17 protein-coding genes are annotated in these 19,470 nt (G+C 65.7%); 6 read left to right on the forward strand and 11 right to left on the reverse strand.

The features are described from left to right. From AC1VVG_RS29390 to mdlC, 9 genes are all read right to left on the reverse strand, one after another. Positions 1 to 1,185 (reverse strand): substrate-binding domain-containing protein, encoded by a 1,185-nt coding sequence (locus AC1VVG_RS29390; RefSeq protein ID WP_034189487.1) that lies wholly within the window; start codon positions 1,183 to 1,185, stop codon positions 1 to 3. Next, positions 1,182 to 2,642 carry an indoleacetamide hydrolase gene (gene iaaH / locus AC1VVG_RS29395; RefSeq protein ID WP_069706336.1) on the reverse strand — a complete coding sequence of 487 codons (1,461 nt, stop codon included), beginning with the start codon at positions 2,640 to 2,642 and terminating at the stop codon, positions 1,182 to 1,184. The genes AC1VVG_RS29390 and iaaH overlap by 4 nt, the downstream gene beginning before the upstream one ends. Positions 2,643 to 2,837: 195 nt before the next feature. Further along, a complete protein-coding gene (locus AC1VVG_RS29400) occupies positions 2,838 to 4,070 on the reverse strand; it encodes an MFS transporter (protein WP_209392551.1) in 1,233 nt (410 codons plus the stop codon). 133 nt (positions 4,071 to 4,203) lie between these two features. Continuing rightward, on the reverse strand, positions 4,204 to 5,256 hold the full coding sequence (locus tag AC1VVG_RS29405) for a carbon-nitrogen hydrolase family protein (protein ID WP_049031827.1): 1,053 nt from the start codon (positions 5,254 to 5,256) through the stop codon (positions 4,204 to 4,206). Positions 5,257 to 5,408: 152 nt separating this feature from the next. Continuing rightward, positions 5,409 to 6,368 (reverse strand): AraC-like ligand-binding domain-containing protein, encoded by a 960-nt coding sequence (locus AC1VVG_RS29410; RefSeq protein ID WP_482837051.1) that lies wholly within the window; start codon positions 6,366 to 6,368, stop codon positions 5,409 to 5,411. 68 nt (positions 6,369 to 6,436) lie between these two features. Continuing rightward, positions 6,437 to 7,576 carry an alpha-hydroxy-acid oxidizing protein gene (locus AC1VVG_RS29415; protein ID WP_226104048.1) on the reverse strand — a complete coding sequence of 380 codons (1,140 nt, stop codon included), beginning with the start codon at positions 7,574 to 7,576 and terminating at the stop codon, positions 6,437 to 6,439. A gap of 113 nt (positions 7,577 to 7,689) precedes the next feature. Continuing rightward, complete coding sequence (locus tag AC1VVG_RS29420) at positions 7,690 to 9,036, reverse strand: MFS transporter (RefSeq protein ID WP_034189484.1); 1,347 nt, start codon at positions 9,034 to 9,036, stop codon at positions 7,690 to 7,692. A 263-nt stretch (positions 9,037 to 9,299) separates the two neighbouring features. Then, entirely contained in the window at positions 9,300 to 10,736 is a 1,437-nt protein-coding gene (locus AC1VVG_RS29425; protein ID WP_482837239.1) for an aldehyde dehydrogenase, read from the reverse strand. Between the two features lie 70 nt (positions 10,737 to 10,806). After that, the gene (gene mdlC / locus AC1VVG_RS29430; RefSeq protein WP_482837053.1) at positions 10,807 to 12,396 is read right to left on the reverse strand and encodes a benzoylformate decarboxylase; all 1,590 of its coding nucleotides are present in this window, start codon (positions 12,394 to 12,396) and stop codon (positions 10,807 to 10,809) included. A gap of 309 nt (positions 12,397 to 12,705) precedes the next feature. Between mdlC and AC1VVG_RS29435 the strand changes: the two genes are divergently transcribed. From AC1VVG_RS29435 to AC1VVG_RS29445, 3 genes are all read left to right on the forward strand, one after another. After that, positions 12,706 to 13,617: a LysR family transcriptional regulator gene (locus tag AC1VVG_RS29435; RefSeq protein WP_034189481.1), complete on the forward strand. Its 912-nt coding sequence runs from the start codon at positions 12,706 to 12,708 to the stop codon at positions 13,615 to 13,617. A 178-nt stretch (positions 13,618 to 13,795) separates the two neighbouring features. Beyond that, on the forward strand, positions 13,796 to 14,104 hold the full coding sequence (locus AC1VVG_RS29440; RefSeq protein ID WP_034189475.1) for an ArsR/SmtB family transcription factor: 309 nt from the start codon (positions 13,796 to 13,798) through the stop codon (positions 14,102 to 14,104). An 81-nt stretch (positions 14,105 to 14,185) separates the two neighbouring features. Then, the gene (locus tag AC1VVG_RS29445) at positions 14,186 to 15,247 is read left to right on the forward strand and encodes an alkene reductase (protein WP_049031832.1); all 1,062 of its coding nucleotides are present in this window, start codon (positions 14,186 to 14,188) and stop codon (positions 15,245 to 15,247) included. Positions 15,248 to 15,265: 18 nt separating this feature from the next. Here the strand turns inward: AC1VVG_RS29445 and AC1VVG_RS29450 are convergent, their stop codons facing one another. Continuing rightward, positions 15,266 to 15,793, reverse strand: a complete 528-nt coding sequence (locus AC1VVG_RS29450) for a GNAT family N-acetyltransferase (protein WP_059556752.1) — start codon at positions 15,791 to 15,793, stop codon at positions 15,266 to 15,268. 87 nt (positions 15,794 to 15,880) lie between these two features. Between AC1VVG_RS29450 and AC1VVG_RS29455 the strand changes: the two genes are divergently transcribed. Both AC1VVG_RS29455 and AC1VVG_RS29460 read left to right on the forward strand, forming a co-directional pair. Further along, positions 15,881 to 16,492, forward strand: coding sequence for a LysE family translocator (locus AC1VVG_RS29455; protein WP_482837056.1), 612 nt, complete (start codon positions 15,881 to 15,883; stop codon positions 16,490 to 16,492). Between the two features lie 51 nt (positions 16,493 to 16,543). Beyond that, positions 16,544 to 17,500 carry an alpha/beta hydrolase family protein gene (locus AC1VVG_RS29460; protein ID WP_482837057.1) on the forward strand — a complete coding sequence of 319 codons (957 nt, stop codon included), beginning with the start codon at positions 16,544 to 16,546 and terminating at the stop codon, positions 17,498 to 17,500. Here the strand turns inward: AC1VVG_RS29460 and AC1VVG_RS29465 are convergent, their stop codons facing one another. Continuing rightward, positions 17,501 to 18,421 (reverse strand): phosphatidylinositol-specific phospholipase C, encoded by a 921-nt coding sequence (locus AC1VVG_RS29465; RefSeq protein ID WP_482837058.1) that lies wholly within the window; start codon positions 18,419 to 18,421, stop codon positions 17,501 to 17,503. Positions 18,422 to 18,427: 6 nt separating this feature from the next. Between AC1VVG_RS29465 and AC1VVG_RS29470 the strand changes: the two genes are divergently transcribed. After that, on the forward strand, positions 18,428 to 19,450 hold the full coding sequence (locus AC1VVG_RS29470) for a LacI family DNA-binding transcriptional regulator (RefSeq protein WP_482837060.1): 1,023 nt from the start codon (positions 18,428 to 18,430) through the stop codon (positions 19,448 to 19,450). The last annotated feature ends 20 nt before the right edge of the window (positions 19,451 to 19,470 follow it).

The following is a 19,470-nucleotide window of genomic DNA, read 5'->3' on the forward strand; positions in this document are numbered from 1 at the left end:
TCAACCCGCACCCGCTCCGCTCGCACAGGTCTCGGCCGAGCCAAGCTGCGAGAACGTCTTGACGATGTCGTATCGCACACCTGATGCCCTGGCGAGGAAGATGTCGGCCGTCACGTTGCGGGACTTCATCGTGACCACGCCGCGCGGGCCTTTGTAGCCTGCCCCGTCGGAGGCCTTCGTCAGATCGCCGATCGACGCGGAATTCGCCTTCCTGGCCATCGCGTCATACATCAGGACGCCCTCGTACGTCGACTCGCCGATGCTGCTCAAAACCGCCGACGCGCCGAACCGCTTGTGATAACGCTCCAGAAACGGCGCGGACGTTGCGGTCGGCGTCGCGAAAAAGCCGGACGCCGAGTAGAGGTTCCTGGTGTTGGACGCACCGATCCCGATCAACGTGTTTTCCTCGATCATCGTGCCGAAGCGGATCATCCTGTCGCCGAGACCGAAGCTCGCGAAACTTCTGTTGAACGTGACGGCCGACCCGCCCACCAGCGTGATGAACACCGCATCCGCCTTGCTGTCGCGAATTTTGCCCAGTACCGCGTCGAAGTTGTCGACGTCGAACGGAACGTACTCTTCGCCGACCACGGTCGCGCCGGAACCCTGAATCGCCTTTTTCGCCACTTCGTTCGACTTGCGCGGCCAGATGTAGTCGTTGCCGATCAGGAACCAGCGCTTGACCTGGTGCTGGGCGGTCAACCACGGAATGACCGGCGTCAGTTGCTGCGCGGGCGTCTCGCCAACGAAGAACGTGCCCTTCGCGCAATCGCCCCCTTCGTACATCGGGGTATAGAAGTAAGGCACCTGGCCTCGGAACAGACTTTCCAGCGCCGTGCGGACAGCACTATCGTGCGATCCGACAAAGACCTCCGCCTTGTCGCGCTTCCACAGGCGCAGCGCCGTCTGCGCGGACTCGGAAGGCGCGGCGCCGGCATCTCCCACCAGCAACTCGAGCGGGCGCCCCAACACGCCCCCGCGCGCGTTGATCTCGTCGATCGCCATCGCTGCGCAGTTTTTGCAGGCTTGACCGAAAAATGCGGCCGGCCCGCTCATCGGCGCCATCAGCGCCAACTTCAGCGGCTGGTTTGCCGCGCGAACCGACACCGGAACGAGCCCCCCGGCGCCCACCGCGGCACTGGCGGCACCGAGCGCAATACTTTTCAGGATATGTCGACGATTCATTTGCTTGCCTTTCTCGTTAAGTCGTTGCCGGATGATTGAACGTGTGCGTCGAGACGCGGGAACGTCGCCGCACACAGGACACGCTCCATTTCCTTGCCGATCTGCAGGATTCGCTGATCCGAATACGGCGCACCGTCCAGCGCCAATCCAACCGGGAGGCCGTCCCGGGTCAGGCCTGCGGGAACGGTGATGCCGGGTACCCCTGCGTTGCTGCCCGGTTCGGTATTTCGTGTGTATGCGGCAAAGACATCGAGCGCTTCAGACCCGACCGCCACGGTTTCGGCGCCGATGCGGCAAGCGGGAATCAGCACGGTGGGAAACAGCAGCGCATCTGCCTCCACTTCGCGAAGACACGCCACGTAGGACGTGCGGGACCGCTCTCGCGCGAGGAGCGCTTCGGCGTATTCGGCCGCGGAAATCGCACCGGCCCCCAGGATGTCGCCGACGATCCGGATCACATCCGGGCTCCTGATCTGGGCAACGATCTCCGGGAACGTCACGGCCACGCCGCCTGTTTCCAGATAGCGGCCCACGGCGCCGCCGAACTCGAAAAAAGGAATGGTTGCGTTCTTCTTCGCACGAAAAAACGGATAACGTCGCAGGTCCACGTCAACCAGCTCGAAGCCCGCATCCTTCAGCGTCTGCAGCGCACGTTCGAGTACCGGCCGTGCGTCGGGCGACAACCCCTCCCACAACGTCGAGTACGGAACTGCCAGGCGAACGTCACGTGCATCGTCGGCAGCGGGCGGCGCTGAACCCCTTCCAGACAGGATCGCGTCCAGCAACATCACGTCGGCGACGGTGCGGGCGATCGGGCCGACCGTGTCGCGCGTGGGCGATATCGGCACGACGCCCTCGGACGGATAACGTCCGTGCGTGGGACGAAAGCCGACCAGCCCGCACAGCGCCGCCGGGATGCGCACCGATCCGCCCGTGTCGGTGCCGAGCGCCGCCGGCACCGCCCCGCTCGCCACCAGCACGGCCGACCCACCGCTGCTTCCGCCGGGAATTCTGGACGGGTCATACGGGTTGCGGGCCGGGCCAAAAAATCCGTTGTCGTTGGTGCAGCCGAAAGCGAGTTCGTGCATGTTCGCTTTGCCGGCGACCAACGCCCCCGCCTCGACCACACGCGCCACGACTGGCGCCTGCGCTCGCGGAACGGCGTGGCGAAGCGCGGCCGTTCCAGCCGCAGTCGGCATGCCCGCGCAGTCGATGTTGTCCTTGATCGCCAACGGAATGCCGGCAAGTGACATCCGGCCTGTCCGGGCTGCGAGCGGTTCGTCGTGGGCCCGCGCCGATTGCAACAACGTCTCGGGGTTGAAATGCGCGAACCCGTTCAGCGACTCGGTGTTGGCCTGTTGATCCACCAGCGCCTGTACGTATTCCAGGCAGGAGATCTCGCGTCGATCGATCGCGCCTTTTGCGTCGACGACTGAAAGCTGCGGCAGGGTGGGCATCTACGTCTCTCGTACATTGCGGTCTTCGTAGATTGCGCGTCGGCTTTTTTGTCGCGCATCGTCAGAAATGACGACGCAGTCAACCCTGACAGCGTCGCTTCACCGCCCCTGGTACAGCCCCGCGACCGACGTCAGTGGCCCGGTTCGCACGAGTCCGCGCAACGGTCCGACATCCGCCTGCCCGTTGCCGAACGGTCAGGCCGCGTCGATGGTCGAGACGGCATGCTGCGACGTCGCCGCGGGCACCGTTTCATCGAGAAACATTCCCACGAGCGCGCTCACCAGCGACACGCCTCCGACGATCAGCATCGGATAACCCAGACCGAACGTGTCGGCGAGCCCGCCTGCCACCACCGGCATCAGGACCCCGCCAATCAGTTCACTGACTGCGGTGGGAACGCCCACGGCCGAGCCGGTCAGCGTGGACGGGACCGATTCGCAGGGAATCACGGCAAGAAAGAGCGGTGCGATGCCGAAGCCGCAAATCCCGGCAGCAAAGAGGTTGGCGAACATGACGACCGGCGACGCGTGACAAAGAACAAACGCCAACATCAGGATACCGTAACAAGCCGCGGAAACGACGAGCACGATCCGCCGCCCGAGCCGATCCGATATCGCCGGAACGGCGATCATCCCGATAAACCCGCCGAAACCCCATCCGGATATGATCAGGCCGACCGTGCCGAGACCGAGGCCCACGACTTTGGTCAGATAGAGCGCGACGAACGTCGAGAACACGAACAGGCCCGTCTGGAACAGCGATCCGATGACCGTGGTCAGCCAGATGTTCTTGTATCTCAGCACGGTCAAGGGGCCACCCGATGCCGAGCGGGCCTGCGTGTCGCGACCGGCCTCCGTCTTTCGCATGGTCCGGCCGATCAGGAACGTCAGCAGCAGCCCCGGAATGCCGAGCACGAAAAACACCCACTCCCAGCGCATATGCATCACGAGTTGGGTCGCGATGATCGGTCCGAGGCCGATACCCAGAAGAGGGAAAAACGACTGGTGGATGCCCAGATTCAGGCCGCGCCGGCTCGGCGTCGATATTTCGTCGATGGTCGCGACGCTGGCGCTGAACACGCCCCCCTCGCCCACGCCGAGAAGGCCTCGCACGAGCAGCATGCCGTGGAACGACTTGGCGACGCCGGTAAAGGCAGTCATCACCGAGAAGAAGATCGACGACCCGAGCAGAATCTTGCGGCGCCCGTGGCGGTCGGACAGGCTCCCGAGCACCCATGTCGAAATGGCCCAGGTCAACGCGAGCACCGAGGCGATGGCGCCTGCCTGCGTGTTGTTCAGTTTCAGCTCCGGCAGCAGAACCGGAAACAGGTACACGATGACCAGACGGTCGAGACCCACGATGCCGAACAGCACCGCAAGAAAGATGACCATCTTCCATTCGTAGTCGCTACTTTCCTTGTATTTCATATCGCGATCCTAACTATATTGTCGTGACTGAATGACCGTTGATTCGAAGAAAAACCGCCAAGCCCACCGGGCCACGAAACGGAAACCTCCGGCCGGCCCGCCATGACACGACATGGCAAGCCCGATGGTTCCGCTACCGATCTCCGCCGCTGCCCGCAAGCCCGGGCGGGCAGCCGCCGTCTGATGAGGCTAGATCGTCGGCGGCCGTCTCCGCCGGCGTTCCGTCGAGTATTTCGGCGACAGGGGGGCGCGGTCGCCGGTCGATCAGCAATCGCAGCACGTCGGGCCGCGAGTAATGCCCCGCGGGATCGAACACGCACTTCGACAGCGATTGCGTGCCGAGATCGATATTGGCGTAGAGCAGGCCTTCCGCGGTTTCGTCGATCTTGTCGAACAACTCCGCCCCGTCGGGCCCGTATCCAACGCTATGGCCACCGCCCGCCCGCAACAGCTGACGTTTGTCCTCGGTGTCGCAAAGATGCTCGACCATCTCCTCGGTGACGACGGTCGACGGCGCGAGGACGAAGCACCCGCCTTCGACGGCATAGGTCCGCGAAACCGCGTTGTTCACCTGGTGGCTCAATGCGCTGGCGAATTCATAGAGGGAAAAGCTCGGCCACGCGGCAACATGGACCTGTTCGCCTTGCGCATACATGGCGGCTTTGGTCAAAGGCTGCACGTGTTCGGCACAACACAGCGCGCCGAGCTTGCCCAACGGGCTGTCGATCACGGTCAGGCCGCTGCCCTCCCCGTCACCGAAAACCGTCCGTTCGAGGTGGGTGGGTTTGAGTTTCTGCCGTTGCAGCAGGGTCTCGCCGTCGGGGCCGATCATCCATTGGGCGATATACAACGAGTGGCCCTTGCGCTCCGAGAGGCCCATCACGACCGTGATGCGGTTTTTCCTCGCCGCGTCCCTCAGTGCATCGGCTTCCGGACTGTCGTAGCTCAGCGAGTTGTCGAAGTAGCGTTGAACATAGCCCTTGCTCATATACCAGGCCGGTGTACCGAGCCAGACGTAGAACGGATAGCCGGGCAGCCACACTTCAGGGAATGCGATCAGCGCGGCGCCGGCCCGCGCCGCCTCTTCAATCAAGCGGATGGACTTTTCGATTCCGGCCTGAAGATCGAGGAAGGCCGGGGCGGCCTGCACGACAGCCGCTTTGAACTGGGGATGATTGAGCGCCAAGATACTCCTCCACGACTCGCGGGACGGGACGCCCGCAACGTTGTAGACGAAGTGTCCGGGGCCAATATGGCGGACGCTTGACTCTGACAGAACAGGATTTTTGCTTATGCTGCCAGCACGCGGGATCGACGTGCAGCCCGCTCAGCGGCGATTCAGACAGCGTCGCGATGCGTCGCACGGTAGTCGCGCGCGGACATGCCAAAGTGACGCCGAAACGTGCGACTGAAATGCGATGCGTTATTGAAACCCCACGCCATCGCAATATCGGTAATCGAGCGGTTTGCGTAGGCGCGTTGCCGAAGCCACTCGCCGCATCCGTCGAGTCGGGCCGTACAGATGATCTCGCCGATCGACTCTCCGACCTCGGCGAACAGCCGGTAAAGATAACGGCTGGATACCCCCAGTGCATCGGCGATCTGTTCGGGTCCTAGTTCCGGTTCGCGAATACGGTCACGGATCAACGCACGTGCGCGGAGCAGATGCATCTCTTTCACGTTGGATTTGGGCAGCGGGACCGTGTTGAAATAATCCGCCAACGCCAGCGCGACCAGGTTCGCGGACACATCGCCAAGCCGCTCGCAACCGGTCGTGGCGCCTTCGTCCGACGAAAGCGCCCGGTGCAGGGACGCGATATGGTCCGCGGCGATCCGGCGGATCCCGGTGGCCGCGGGAATCCTCACCGCGGTGTGCTGCCGGCCGCACGGCACCCATTTCTCCAGCGCCTTGCGGGGAAAGCGGATCGTGTAATGCTGCCCGGAGAAATGCCAGACGAAACTGCGCGACGAATCGAACAGCACCATGTCGGCAGGGCCGACGAACGCGGTGCGGGTATCCTGCTCGATCGCGCCTCGCCCTTCGGTCTGGATCGCCACGAGCAGGTAGTCGTCCGCCGTGCGCCGCACTTCGTCCCAGTCATGCGCCGCGACGTGATCGACCGCCGAGATCCGCGACACACACACGCCGTCGGTGTTCACGCTCGAAATCTCGCCATGAAACCCCTGATCGGACTCGGTCCGGAACACCATCGGGACGCAGCTGGCCCGAACCTGATCCGCCCATGCCAGAAGCCTGTCGTCGCGATGGTAATGATCCGTGGTCGTCACTTGATTCATGGCACGAGGTTCCGGCGGCAGATACGCGAGAGCGTTATCCCGGACCATTGCGCATCCAAAATCCGGCGTCAATGCGCAATACCCCGGGACGGCCGCTTCGAAACGTAGCTGCGATCGAGCGCCTCCACCGAGCGACAACCGATGAGGGCGAGCGTCCGGTCCGTTTCCCGTTTGATCATCTCGATGACGTCGCTCACGCCGGCTTCCCCTCTGGCCGCCAACCCGTATAACGTGGCGCGCCCCAGCATCACGGCCTGGGCCCCCAGCGCGATCGCCTTGACGACGTCGGCCCCCGTCCGTATGCCGCTGTCGAGCATGACCGTCGCGCCCGCGATGCGCTCGACGATGTCCGGCAGCACGTCGGCTGTCGCCGGCAGGGCGGCGAGTTGCCTGCCGCCATGGTTCGAAACGATGACGCCGTCCGCGCCGAGCTCGACGCACCGCGCGGCATCATCGGCCGTCACGATGCCCTTGACGAGGAGCTTGCCCGGCCATTCGTCCCGCAGGCGGCGCAGGTCGTCCCAACCGAAACTCGCATCCATCTGCCGGCGCAGGATCGCGGCCTGCGAGGCCGTGTCCGATGCATCGTCCGTCGCGAAATTCTTCAGCTCGGGCATGCCGTTCATCAGGTAGGACCAAAGCCAGCGCGGGTGCGATAGTCCGTCGACCGCCGCACGTGCACTGGCCTTGAACGGCATCGCGAAACCGTTGCGAAGATCGCGTCGGCGAAAGCCGTTGACCGCGACATCGGTGGTAAGGATCAGGGTCGAATAGCGCGCCGCGCGGGCACGATTGACCAGGCTCTTCGCGAGGTTGCGATGAACGACGTACAGTTGAAACCACAGTTCTCCGTCGGCCCCCTTTGCCACCTCCTCGATGGACATGTTGGAAGCCGTCGATAGCGCGAACGGAATACCGGCCTTGCCCGCCGCGCGCGCAAGGGCGAGGTCGCCCTTCGGCCAGAAAGCGCCATTGAGGCCCGTTGGCGCGATCACCAGCGGTAACGGGTTCCGCCGGCCCAACAACGCCACGGACTGCGCGCGTGTGCTGACGTCCGACAGCCGGCGCGGCAACAACTGCAATGTGTCGAACGCCGAACGGTTATGCGTCAGCCCCGATTCATCGTCCGCCGCGCCTTCCAGATAGTCGAACACCATGCGTGGCAGCCGCCGTCTGGCTTCGTCTCGATAGTCGCTGACGGAGAACATGCCGGGAAATCCTGTTGTCATGATCGGGGTACTGTCGGAGTCAATCGTGATGCAAAAAAACGCGGCGCGCCGGCGTGCGGTTTCGCGCGCCGCTGTCGACCGGACGAGCGAGGTCAGGCGCCATTGATGGGCGGAATATGGCGACGCACGATCATCAGGCAGATGAACACCATCGCCATCGCGGCGCCCAGCATGCCCAGGTATGCGGACGCACCGCCCTGCGTGATCACGAATGCCCCCGCGAACGCGCTGAGAATCGCGCCAAGCCGCCCGAACGCGAGCGCGGACGCGGTCCCGGTCGCGCGAATCTCGGTGGGATAGACGTACGCGCAAAGGGCATACATCGTCGACTGGACCGCGTTCACGAAGAGGCCGTGCAGGCCGATTCCGAACACGAGCAACGTCGTGTGGGCGGACACGTCGAGACCGCGCAGGAACAGCGCGCTCGCGGATGCCATCAGGCAACAGACAAGCAAAGGCCAGCGCGATCCGAACCGACCGATTGCCAGCGCGCAGCCCATTGCGCCGAATACGCCGCCGAGGTTGTAGGCGGTCAGACCGGAACCGGCCACCGACGGGCTGAGCCCCTCGCCCGCCAGCATCGTCGGCAACCAGCTGAATGCGCTGTAGACCGCGACCAGGTTCATGAAGAATGCGACCCAGATCGCCACAGTGTCACGGCCCTGATGGTCCGCGAACAGCGCACGAAAGCCCGGGCGCGGTCCCGCCTTCTGCTCCTTCTGATCGGCGAACACCGCGTCCGGCTGAATCGAGCGGGACATGCGGGTCAGCAGGTGACGCAATTCGTTCCAGCGTTCGTGACGGCGGGCAAGATAACGCGGCGATTCCGGCATGACGAAATACAGCAGCAGCGCCAGTGCCACGGGAAGCGTGCCGCCGATCAGAAAGAGTCCCCGCCAGCCGTAATGAGGCAGCACGACGCTCGCGAACAGCCCCGCCAGCATGCCCCCGAGCGGTACGCAAACGATGGTGGCGGTCACGGCGAGCGTGCGCCGGCGCGCAGGCGTGAATTCCGCCGTCATGGTCGTCGCGCTCGGCAGCGCACCGCCGATACCCAGTCCCGCGAAGAAGCGCAGGATCGCGATGGTCGTGACGTCCGGCGACAGCGCGATCGAACTCGTCGCCAAGCCGAATACCAGCACGCTCCCGATGATGGCCCAGCGCCGGCCGAACCTGTCCGCGAACAGCCCGGCGAACGCGCTGCCGATCCCCATGCCGACGAGGCCGGCTGCGACGGCGGGCGCGAATGCGTTGCGCGTGATGCCCCATTCCTTGATCAGGCTGGGAATGGCGAACCCGATGAGTTGCCCGTCGAATCCATCCATCACGATCGCAAGCGCGGCGAGCAGGACGACCGTTCGCTGGAACGCCGAGAACGGTCCATCGTCGAGGGTACGGCCGATGTCTACCGTCGGCAGAAGAGGATTACGATCGTTCATTTCGCTCTCCCCGCCAGATTGGTCAAGTCTGAATCGCATCGCCGGGTAATCCGTGTTCCGACGTGACGGTCAAGCTCGAACCGGATGCGATCGAGCGACAACTCGAAATTGACGACAGGCATTGCAGTCTCCTTGTGCCGATCGCTCGTCGTTCGAGGAGCGAAGGCTACTCACCGGTATATCGTTGTTGTTTTGTTCGCGTCCACGATCCGGAGGCCCGTCTCTTCCACCATGAAAAAGACGCGCCCCGACCGCGGCAACGATCAGAACGGGTAGTGACGAGGCGTCGTTTGCACGGTGATCCAGCGCAAATCGGTAAATTCCGCGACTCCGGCTTTGCCGCCGAAATGCCCGAAACCACTGGACTTCATCCCGCCAAACGGCATTTGCGCCTCGTCGTGAACCGTCGGCCCGTTGACGTGGCAAAGCCCGGACTCGATACGCCGCGCGACCGTCAACGCGCGCGCGACATCACGGCTGAAGACCGCCGCCGACAGACCATATTCATTGTCGTTCGCGCATGCGATGGCCGCTTCGTCTCCATCGACGCGGACGATCGCCTTGACGGGCCCGAACGACTCCTCCCGGTAGATATGCATGTCCGCCGTCACGTTATCGAGCAACGTGGCCGGCATCAGCGTGGTATCGGATTTCCCTCCGCACACCAGGGTCGCGCCTTTCGCCAGCGCGTCGTCGATCAGGTCGTTGCATCGCCTGACGGTCGCCATGTCCACGACGGAACCGAGGACGGCCGGGCCCTTTCTCGGATCGCCAAGCGGCAGGCTCTTGGCCTTCTCGGCCAGACGCGCGACGAATTCGTCGGCGATCGCCGTGTCGACGACGATGCGTTCGGTGGACATGCAGATCTGGCCGGAATTGGCGAACGCGCCGAATGCCGCGCCTTGCACGGCAGCGTCGAGGTCGGCATCGTGAAGCACCAGAAACGGCGCCTTTCCGCCGAGTTCAAGTACCGAAGGCTTCAGAGACTTCGCGCACTGGGTCGCGATGATGCGGCCGACGCGCGTCGAACCCGTGAAGTTCACCCGCCTGACCGCGGGCTCGGCAATCAGCGCTTCGACAATGTCGCCGGCATTCGCCGGCGCATTCGTGACGAAGTTCACGACGCCGCGCGGCAGCCCCGCGTCCTGCAATGCCTCGATGATGAGGCCGTGGGTCGCGGGGCAAATTTCGGAGCCTTTGAGCACGACGGTATTGCCGCACGCCAGCGGCAACGCAACCGCACGCACGCCCAGGATGACGGGAGCGTTCCACGGTGCGATCCCGAGCACGACGCCGGCAGCCTGCCGAACCCCCAGCGCGAGACTGCCGGGTACGTCCGACGGAATCACTTCGCCCGAGATCTGCGTGATCATCGCAGCGGCTTCGCGCAATCCGTCGGCCGCAAGCTTGACGTTGAAATCGGCCCACAGGCGGGACGCGCCCGTTTCGGTTGCCATTGCCAGCGCGAAAGCGTCGCCCTTTGCCTCGAGTGCCTCCGCCGCTCGATTCAGCAACGCGCGTCGCTCGCCCGGCCCCATCGCCGACCATGCGGGAAAAGCGGCGGCCGCGGCGTGCACCGCGGCTTGTGCATCGGCGACGGTCGCGGCCGGCGCCGTCGAGGCGACCGTGTCGTCGAGCGGGTTACGGCGCTCGAATGTCGCCCCGTCGCGAGCCATCGTGCGCTCGCCATTGATCAGCATCGCTACCTGATTCACTTCCGTCTCCTCGAATATGTTTGACATGCCGGCCTGCCGAACCGCCGATTCACGGTCAGGCCACGACGATTTCCACAAGGCGCGTTTCACCCGACGACAACGCGTCTTCCAGCGCGGACTTGAGCAACCGTGCGTCGCTCACCCGAACCCCTTTGCACCCCATGCTGTTGGCGAGAGAAACGAAATCCAGCCCCGGGAGATCGGTGCCCTGCACCGGATCCGACTCGGAAAAGCCAAATACGGGCGCGAATTCCTGCAAGGCGGCGTAGCGGGAATTATTCAGGATGACGAATGTGATCGGGAGAGCGAGCTGGACCGCGCTGTAGATCGCTTGCGGCGAATACATCGCCGAGCCGTCGCCGATGAGGCCGATCACGCGGCTGCCCGGTTTGCCCAAAGCCACGCCCACCGCGGCGGGCATGCCGTAGCCCAGACCGCCGCTTGCCATCGTGTAGAACGTCTGACCGCGCGTGAACGGCAGATACCGTTGCATGACGGGGCGCGAACTCGGCGCCTCCTCGACCACGATATCGGCTGCATGGCGGACCTCGGACAGCGTCTGCAACGCATAGGCGACCGACATGACCGCCGTGGGCTCGGCGCGCTCGACGGCCTCGCGAGGCGCCGGTAGCGGCCGACCCCGCGGCACCGGACGGGCGAGCAGGTCAGCCAGCCCCAGGCGAATGTTCGCCACCACCGACGTGCCGGCCGGCGTCCACGCCGCGGTGGCCGGATCGTCGATGAGCTGGTACAACGCCGCACCGTCAGGCACATGCGGCCCACTGCCTTCGACGTGATACGCAAACGCCGGCGCCCCGACGGCGAAAATCAGGTCATGCCCGTGCAGAATCCGGACGATTTTTTCGCGCATCGCCGGAAGGAATCCGGCGAAGAGCCGATGATCTTCAGGGAAGCTGCAGCGCGACGACATCGGCGCGACGTAAACCCGCGCGTTGTGGCGCTCGGCGATCTGGATAACCTCGCTCCAGGCATCGGCGCGATCGAGTTCCGCGCCGACGACGATGGCCGGCCGCTGGCAGTGGTCCAGCGCGTCGCCGATCTCCGCGATCCGTACCGGATCGGGGCGGAACCGGGTGCTGACCCGTGTCGCCTCGACGAAGTCGGCCGGCTGATCCCAGTCGTCGACCGGAATGGAAACGAACACGGGGCCACGCGGCTCCTGCATCGCCACGTGGTACGCACGGGCGAGCGCCAGCGGCACATCCGCGGCACGAGCCGGTTCGATGCTCCATTTCACGTAGGGGCGCGGCAACTCGGTTGCCTGCGACGCCGACAGAAACGGATCGAACGGCAGGATCGAGCGGGCCTGCTGGCCGGCAGTCACGATCAGCGGCGTGCGGTTCTTGAACGCCGTGAAGATGTTGCCCATCGCGTTGCCGACACCGGCCGCCGAATGCAGGTTGACCAGCGCGGCGTTGCCGGTCGCCTGCGCATACCCGTCCGCCATGCCGACAACGACCGCTTCCTGCAAGCCCAGCACGTACCGGAAATCCTCCGGGAAGTCGCGGAACATCGGTAGCTCGGTCGAGCCGGGATTGGCAAACACGGACGTCATGCCGAGGCGCCGCATCAAGTCCACGACGGCATCGCGAACGGTCGGCTGCCCACTTGTGTTTCGTTGCATCTCGAATCCTCTGCGGTTCGCCATTCGGGCTGGCGGTGATGGGATGAGCCGCAGTATGGGATTCGATACCTTGTTTGAAAATTGCCAAGAATGCTCAAAGCCATTACATTCATGCATGACATCGCCGAGTGGCATGGCGGGTCCATTCAGGCCGGAAGCCTTACCGGACGGGGCTGAGCGCCGCCAGCACCGGTTTTCCGGCAGCCGCCGCGAGCGTACGCGGCGGTTCCTTTCAGGGAAGACACCTAGCGCCATCCGACTCGGGATCTTGTTCTCCCCCTTTATTCCCTTTCAATCAGGTTCGCCACGATGAGTTTCAATCTGCAGCAGTTGACGATGTTCACGACGATCGTGTCCGCCGGTAGCCTGGGACGAGCCGCGACGCTGCTCGACATGACCCAGCCCGCGCTGAGCAGATCGATCAAGCGGCTCGAGGAATCGGTCGGGGCGCCGCTGTTCGAGCGCCACACGAAAGGGATGCAGCTGACCGCGCTGGGCGAGGCGTTGATGCCGCATGCCATGTTGCTGCAAAGGGAAGCCGAACAGGCGCGCGAGGAACTGGACGCGATGCGCGGCCTCGCGAAAGGCGTCATCAAGGTGGGCGCGGTGGGCAGCATCGCGAGCCTCGTGCTGCCGATGGCCATCGCGTGCGTGCTCGATAAATGGCCCAACCTGCGCGTCGAGGTGATTGAAGGCGTGTGGGACCGTCTCGTCGAGGGTTTGCTCGCTTACGAGATCGACCTGGCGCTCTGCACCTCGGGAATCGAAACCGACGAGGTCGCTGCGCTCACCGATTGTTCATGGACCGACCGGAGTTTCGTGGTCGCGGCGACCGATCATCCGTTGCGCTCGACGCGCGGCCTTCGGCTCGAGGACACGCTGACACAACGGTGGGCCATCACGCCCAAGGGAACCGGACCTTATGCCCACATGCAAGAAACCTTCGAAGCCCGAGGCCTCCCGATGCCGGCCATTGCCGTCGAGACCCGTTCGGTCACCGTGCTCAAAAGCCTGGTAGCACGATGCGGCTTCGTCTCATGGATGGCCGAGCCGATGTACGACACCGAAAGCAAGGCCGGCGTCATTGACGCGCTGGATATCGAAGGCCTGGATGCGCAACGCACGTTGACCGCGTTTCGACGCCGGCGCGGCACGCTACCCACACCCGCGGTCAAGCTGCTGGACGAATTGCGGCAACTGACCGGATCGTTGCGCAAGTGAGCAGGCGGCCGGCGAGAGGCTTCGGCGTTCCGCCCCCTTCTTCCGACCGTAATCCTTTTGTACGCCGATACCTATCAACCCCATTGGCAGCAGTGCTTTCAAGCATATCGTTAAATTACGATATATGATTCGCTCATCGACGATACCCGTTTGCCGAACCGACACGCCAAGCCCTTCCATGCCGACCGAAATCGACATCGACGCAATCCTGAAAGCGCTCTCGAACCCCGTGCGCCGGGAGATCCTCGTCTGGCTGAAAACGCCCAACGAGCATTTCCCGCAACAGACGCTGCCGTACGAACACGGCGTCTGCGCGGGCCAGATCGACGCGCGCTGCGGGCTGTCGCAGTCGACCGTCTCCGCGCACCTCGCCACGCTGCAGCGCGCGGGGCTCGTGACGTCGACGCGGATCGGCCAGTGGGCGTTCTTCCGGCGCAACGAGGCCGTCATCGACGCATTTCACGACGCCATGCGCCGCGAACTCTAACCATCGGCCCAACCGGCCATGCGGGGCGCCATCGCACATGACGCGCCGGCTTCCCCGCCTTTCGAGAAGAGGTTATCTGCCATGCCTACACTGTTCGACCCCGTTACCCTCGGCGACCTGAGCCTGCCGAACCGCATCGTGATGGCGCCGCTCACCCGCGCCCGTGCGGGCACGACGCGCGTGCCGAATGCGCTGATGGCGCGCTACTACAGCGAGCGCGCGTCGGCCGGCCTGATCATTACCGAAGCAACGTCGGTCACGCCGCAGGGCGTCGGCTATGCGGACACGCCGGGCATCTGGTCCGACGAGCAGGTCGAAGGGTGGAAGCAGGTGACGCAGGCCGTGCATGCGGCCGGCGGGCGCATCGTGCTGCAGCTCTGGCACGTCGGCCGGATCTCCGATCCGGTGTTCCTGAACGGCGACCTGCCGGTCGCGCCGAGCGCGATCGCCGCGGGCGGCCACGTGAGCCTCGTGCGTCCGCAGCGTCCGTACGTGACGCCGCGCGCGCTCGAGCTCGACGAAATCCCGGGTATCGTCGCCGCCTACCGCAAGGGTGCCGAGAACGCGAAGGCCGCCGGCTTCGACGGCGTCGAGATCCACGGCGCGAACGGCTACCTGCTCGACCAGTTCCTGCAGGACAGCACCAACCACCGCACCGATGCGTACGGCGGCCCGATCGAGAACCGCGCGCGCCTGCTGCTCGAAGTGGTCGACGCCGCGATCGACGTGTGGGGCGCCGGCCGGGTCGGCGTGCACCTCGCACCGCGCGGCGACGCGCACACGATGGGCGATTCCGATCCGGCGGCCACGTTCGGTTACGTCGCTCGCGAGCTCGGCCGCCGCAAGATCGCGTTCATCTTCACGCGCGAATCGTATTCGGGCGACCACCTGAGCCCGCGCCTGAAGGAAGCGTTCGGCGGCCCGCTGATCGCGAACGAGCAGTTCACGCTCGACACCGCGCAAGCCGCGCTCGCCAGCGGCAACGCCGACGCGATCGCCTGGGGCAAGCTGTTCATCGCGAACCCGGACCTGCCGCGCCGTCTCGAACTCGGCGCACCGCTCAACCAGCCGGTACCGGAGACGTTCTACGCGGAAGGCGAAACGGGTTACACCGACTACCCGGCGCTGAGCGACGCGGCCTGACGGCCAGGCAGCACGTGTTCAGGCGCGCACGTCCGCGCGCATGAACACGCGCCGCGTTTCGTCGAGGCCGAGCGCGACGTGGTGCGCGCGAATCGCGCGCAGCGTATCGTCGAGCGATGCGTCGTCGACGATGTCGAAACCGAGGCGCGCGTAGTACGGCGCATTCCACGGCGCATCGCGAAACGTCGACAGCAGCACCTGCTCGACGTGCTCCTGCACCGCGCGCGCCCTCACCTGTTCGATCAGGCGCGCGCCGATCCGCTGTCCGGCATGCGACGGCGCGACATCCAGTTCCTCCAGATACAAGCGCCGCGCGTCGAGCAGCCGGTAGAACGCGAACCCGACGCACGTCCCCTGCTGATCGACCGCGACATACGCTCGGCCGGCGTCGATGCGCGCGAGCACGGCGGCCGCGTCGGTCGGCTCGCCGTCGGCGATGTCGGCCATGCCGATTTCGCGAAACCGCTGCGCGGCGGCGACTTCCACGGCGGCCATCGCGGCCGCGTCCTCGCGCGTGGCGGGACGAATCAGGATCGATGCTGTCATGACGGCAATTCAGGCAGGCAGGCTGGAACGGCCGTCACTATAATCGATACTTCATACGTTTCGAACGTCCCACTCCCGAGGCCCGCCATGACGCTGTCCACGCTCACCGTCTTCGCCTTCGCCCTGCTCGTCACCGCGGGCACGCCCGGACCGAGCGTCGCCGCGCTCGTGGCACGCGTGCTGACGAACGGCATCCGCGACGTTCTGCCGTTCCTCATGGCAATGTGGCTCGGCGAAGCGCTGTGGCTCACGCTCGCGGTCGCGGGGCTGTCGGCGTTCGCGCGCAAGTTCGCGACGGGCCTGTTCGTGCTGAAGCTGCTTGGCGTCGCGTACCTGCTGTTCCTCGCGTGGAAAATGTGGATCGCGCCCACCGACACGGGCGCGGACGACCTGCCGCGCGGCCAGTCGCCGTGGCGCATGTTCGTCGCCGGCATGCTCGTGACGCTCGGCAATCCGAAGATCATGGTGTTCTATCTCGCACTCCTGCCGACCATCGTCGATCTCGCGCATGTCAGTGTCGCTGCGTGGGCCGAACTCGTCGGCACGATGCTCGCCGTGCTGATTCTTGCCGACTGCTTCTGGTCGCTGCTCGCATCTCGTGCACGCACGTTCCTGACATCGACGCGTGCGAAACGGATCGCGAACCGCACGAGCGCGACCGCGATGGCCTCCGCGGCAGTGGCGATCGCGACGCGGTAAGCGCTTCCGTCCGGCGCGTATCGCGGCGCCCGCCCTTGCCCGGGATTGCACATGAAAACCTGGCTATCGGCCGTCCTGCTCTGCCTGTCCGCCACGATCGCGCATGCGGCCGGCGTCAAGTTCGTCACGATTCCGGCCGACACCCGCGGCCCCGCGGTGCGGGCGGCCATCTGGACACCCTGCGCCGCCCCCGGCCGGCCGCTCACGATCGGCCCCTTCGTGCTGCAAGGGCAGCGCGACTGCCCGACCGCCGGCGACAAGCTGCCGCTCGTCGTGATCTCGCACGGCCACGGCGGCACGTTCCTCGGCCATCACGACCTCGCGGAAACGCTTGCCGACGCGGGCTACGTCGTCGCGGCGATCAACCATCCGGGCGACACGTTCTCCGACATGAGCCGCGCGGCCGATCTGAGCGACTTCGTCGAGCGTCCGGCCGACATCACGCGTCTGGTCGACTACATGCTGGACAAGGCGCCGGATGCCGCACGAACCGACCCGACCCGCATCGGCTTCTTCGGATTTTCGCGCGGCGGCTACACGGGCCTCGTGCTGGCCGGCGCCAACCCGGATTTCGTGCATGCGGCGCTCGCCTGCCCGGACCCGGCATGGCCGATCTGCCGGCAAATCCGCGACGGTGACGTGCCGAAAGCGCCGCTGACGCACGATCCGCGCATCAAGGCCTACGTGCTCGCCGATCCGTTCGACGCATTCCCGAGCGCCGACACGCTGAAGGACGTGCATGCGCCGATCCAGCTCTGGGCCTCCGAGGCCGGCGGCGACGGCGTGGTGCCGGAAATGGCGCCCGCGCTGGCGGCCCTGCTGCCGCAGCGGCCGGAATTCCACGTCGTGCCGAATGCCGCGCATTTCGCATTCCTGGCGCCGTGCCCCGAGCAGCTGGCGCGCGACGCGCCCGACATCTGCACCGACGCAAAGGGCTTCGATCGCGCGGCCTTCCACCGGACACTCGACACGAAGGCGCTCGCGTTCTTCAACGCGAACCTGCACTGACTAACAGCGAAACGCCTTGCGCCAGACGCCCTGCTCCGGCACGTGGTCATTGCATTCGATCAGCGCGCGCACCAGCGCCCAGTCGTCGTCGTCGCAGAAATCGAGCAGCATCGCGCCATGCGGGCCGCGCTGCGCGCGCAACCGCTCGGCCAGCCTCGCATGAATGCCGGGCACCCTGCCGTCGCCGTGCGCCACCACGGACGGATTCGCGCCCATTCCCGTCCCGCTGCAGAAACTGATCGCCCAGCGGCCGCTGTCCGGCACCGGCAGGTGCGTCAGCAGCGCGTCGATCGCGCGCCACTTCCACGCGATCGATGCGGCCACCGGCACGCGATATTCGTCCTGGATCACGAACGCGCCGTCCGGATGATCGATCGTGAACGTCGCGTTGTCGGGCCACGCAGTCAGGTCGATGCCGAGCGGCCGGCCGCTGCGAAAGCGCCGCAGCAGCACGATCGCGCCGCGCACGTCGCCGAGCGCGGGCAGCGTGCCGCCGACATGCCAGCGCAGCCGCGGATGCCGCGCGCGATGCGCGTCGAACGTCGCGTCGAACCCGCGCGTGCACGCCTGTGCCGGCCACTCGTCCTTCACCGACATCACGATGCATTCGCGCGGATGCGCGTCGAGAAAGCGCGCACAGCTTGTCAGCACGTCGTCGAACGTCATCCCCAGCGCGATACCGCCGTGATGAATGTCGAACGCGTCGCGCACGTGCCGGCAGCGGATGTCGAGCAGCCGCACGCCGTGCGCGAGCTGCGCGTCGAGCGGCGCGCGCTGCGTGCGCACGAGCGCATCGTCGACCGTATACGCACAGGTGTCATGGCTGCCCGGTAGGGTCAGCGTATGCAGCAGCCGCGCATCGTCGAGCGCCGACATCCAGTCGGCGAGCGGCATGCACGTTTCGTGGCGCGAAGGGATCATGAATCGATGAATGACAAGGAAAGAAAACCGTGGGTGACGGCGTCGGATGTCGCGGCGCGGGCCGGCGTCTCGCGCTCCGCGGTATCGCGCGCATTTTCGCCGACGGCGAGCATCGCACCGCAAACACGCGAACGCGTGATGGCCGCCGCGCGTGCGCTCGGCTACCAGGTCAACCTGATCGCGCGCGACATGATCACGCAGCGCAGCAGCATGATCGGCGTCGTCACGGCCGGGTTCGAGAACCCGTTTCGCGCACGGCTGCTGTCGGACCTGATGGCCGCGCTCGGGCAGCGTGCACTGACGCCGCTCGTGACCAACGCGGAAGATCCGCGCCAGGTCAGGCAATCGCTGGAACAACTGCTCAGCTACCGGATCGCGGGGCTCGTGATGACGTCCGCGTCGCCGCCGCTGTCGGTCGCGCAGCAGTACCTCGAACACCGGATTCCGGTCGTGATGATCAATCGCGAGGCGAACCTGCCGGGGGCCGATGTCGTCGTCAGCGACAACGCGGCGGGCGCCGTCCAGGCGGCGCAGCGGCTCGTGCGGGCCGGCGCGCGCCGGCTCGCGTTCGTCGGGCCGCGCGGGGCCAGCTACAGCGCGCGGTCGCGCGCCGCGGCATTCGAGCAGGCGCTCGCGCAACGCGACGCGTTCGGCGCGACGCTCGCCCGCGTGCTCGACACACCGTCCGATACCCATGCCAGCGGGATCGACGCGGCGCGGCAACTGTTCGCCGCGAGCGAACGGCCCGACGGCGTGTTCTGCTCGTCCGACCTGCTCGCGCTCGGCGTGATCGACGTCGCGCGCAGCGAATTCGGCTTGCGCGTGCCGGACGATCTGTGCGTGATCGGCTTCGACGACATCCCCGCCGCCGAATACGACGCGTATCGGCTGACGACGCTCCGGCAGGACACGCGCGGCCTCGCGCACGCGGCGATCGACCTGCTCGCCGACCGCATGCAGACGTTCGACGGCCCGTCGCGCACGCGCGTCGTGCCGGTCGCGCAGGTGGTGCGGGACAGCTGCGCGTGACGGCGTGACATCGGGCGCGG

It is taken from the genome of Burkholderia sp. L-4 (genome assembly GCF_056856535.1).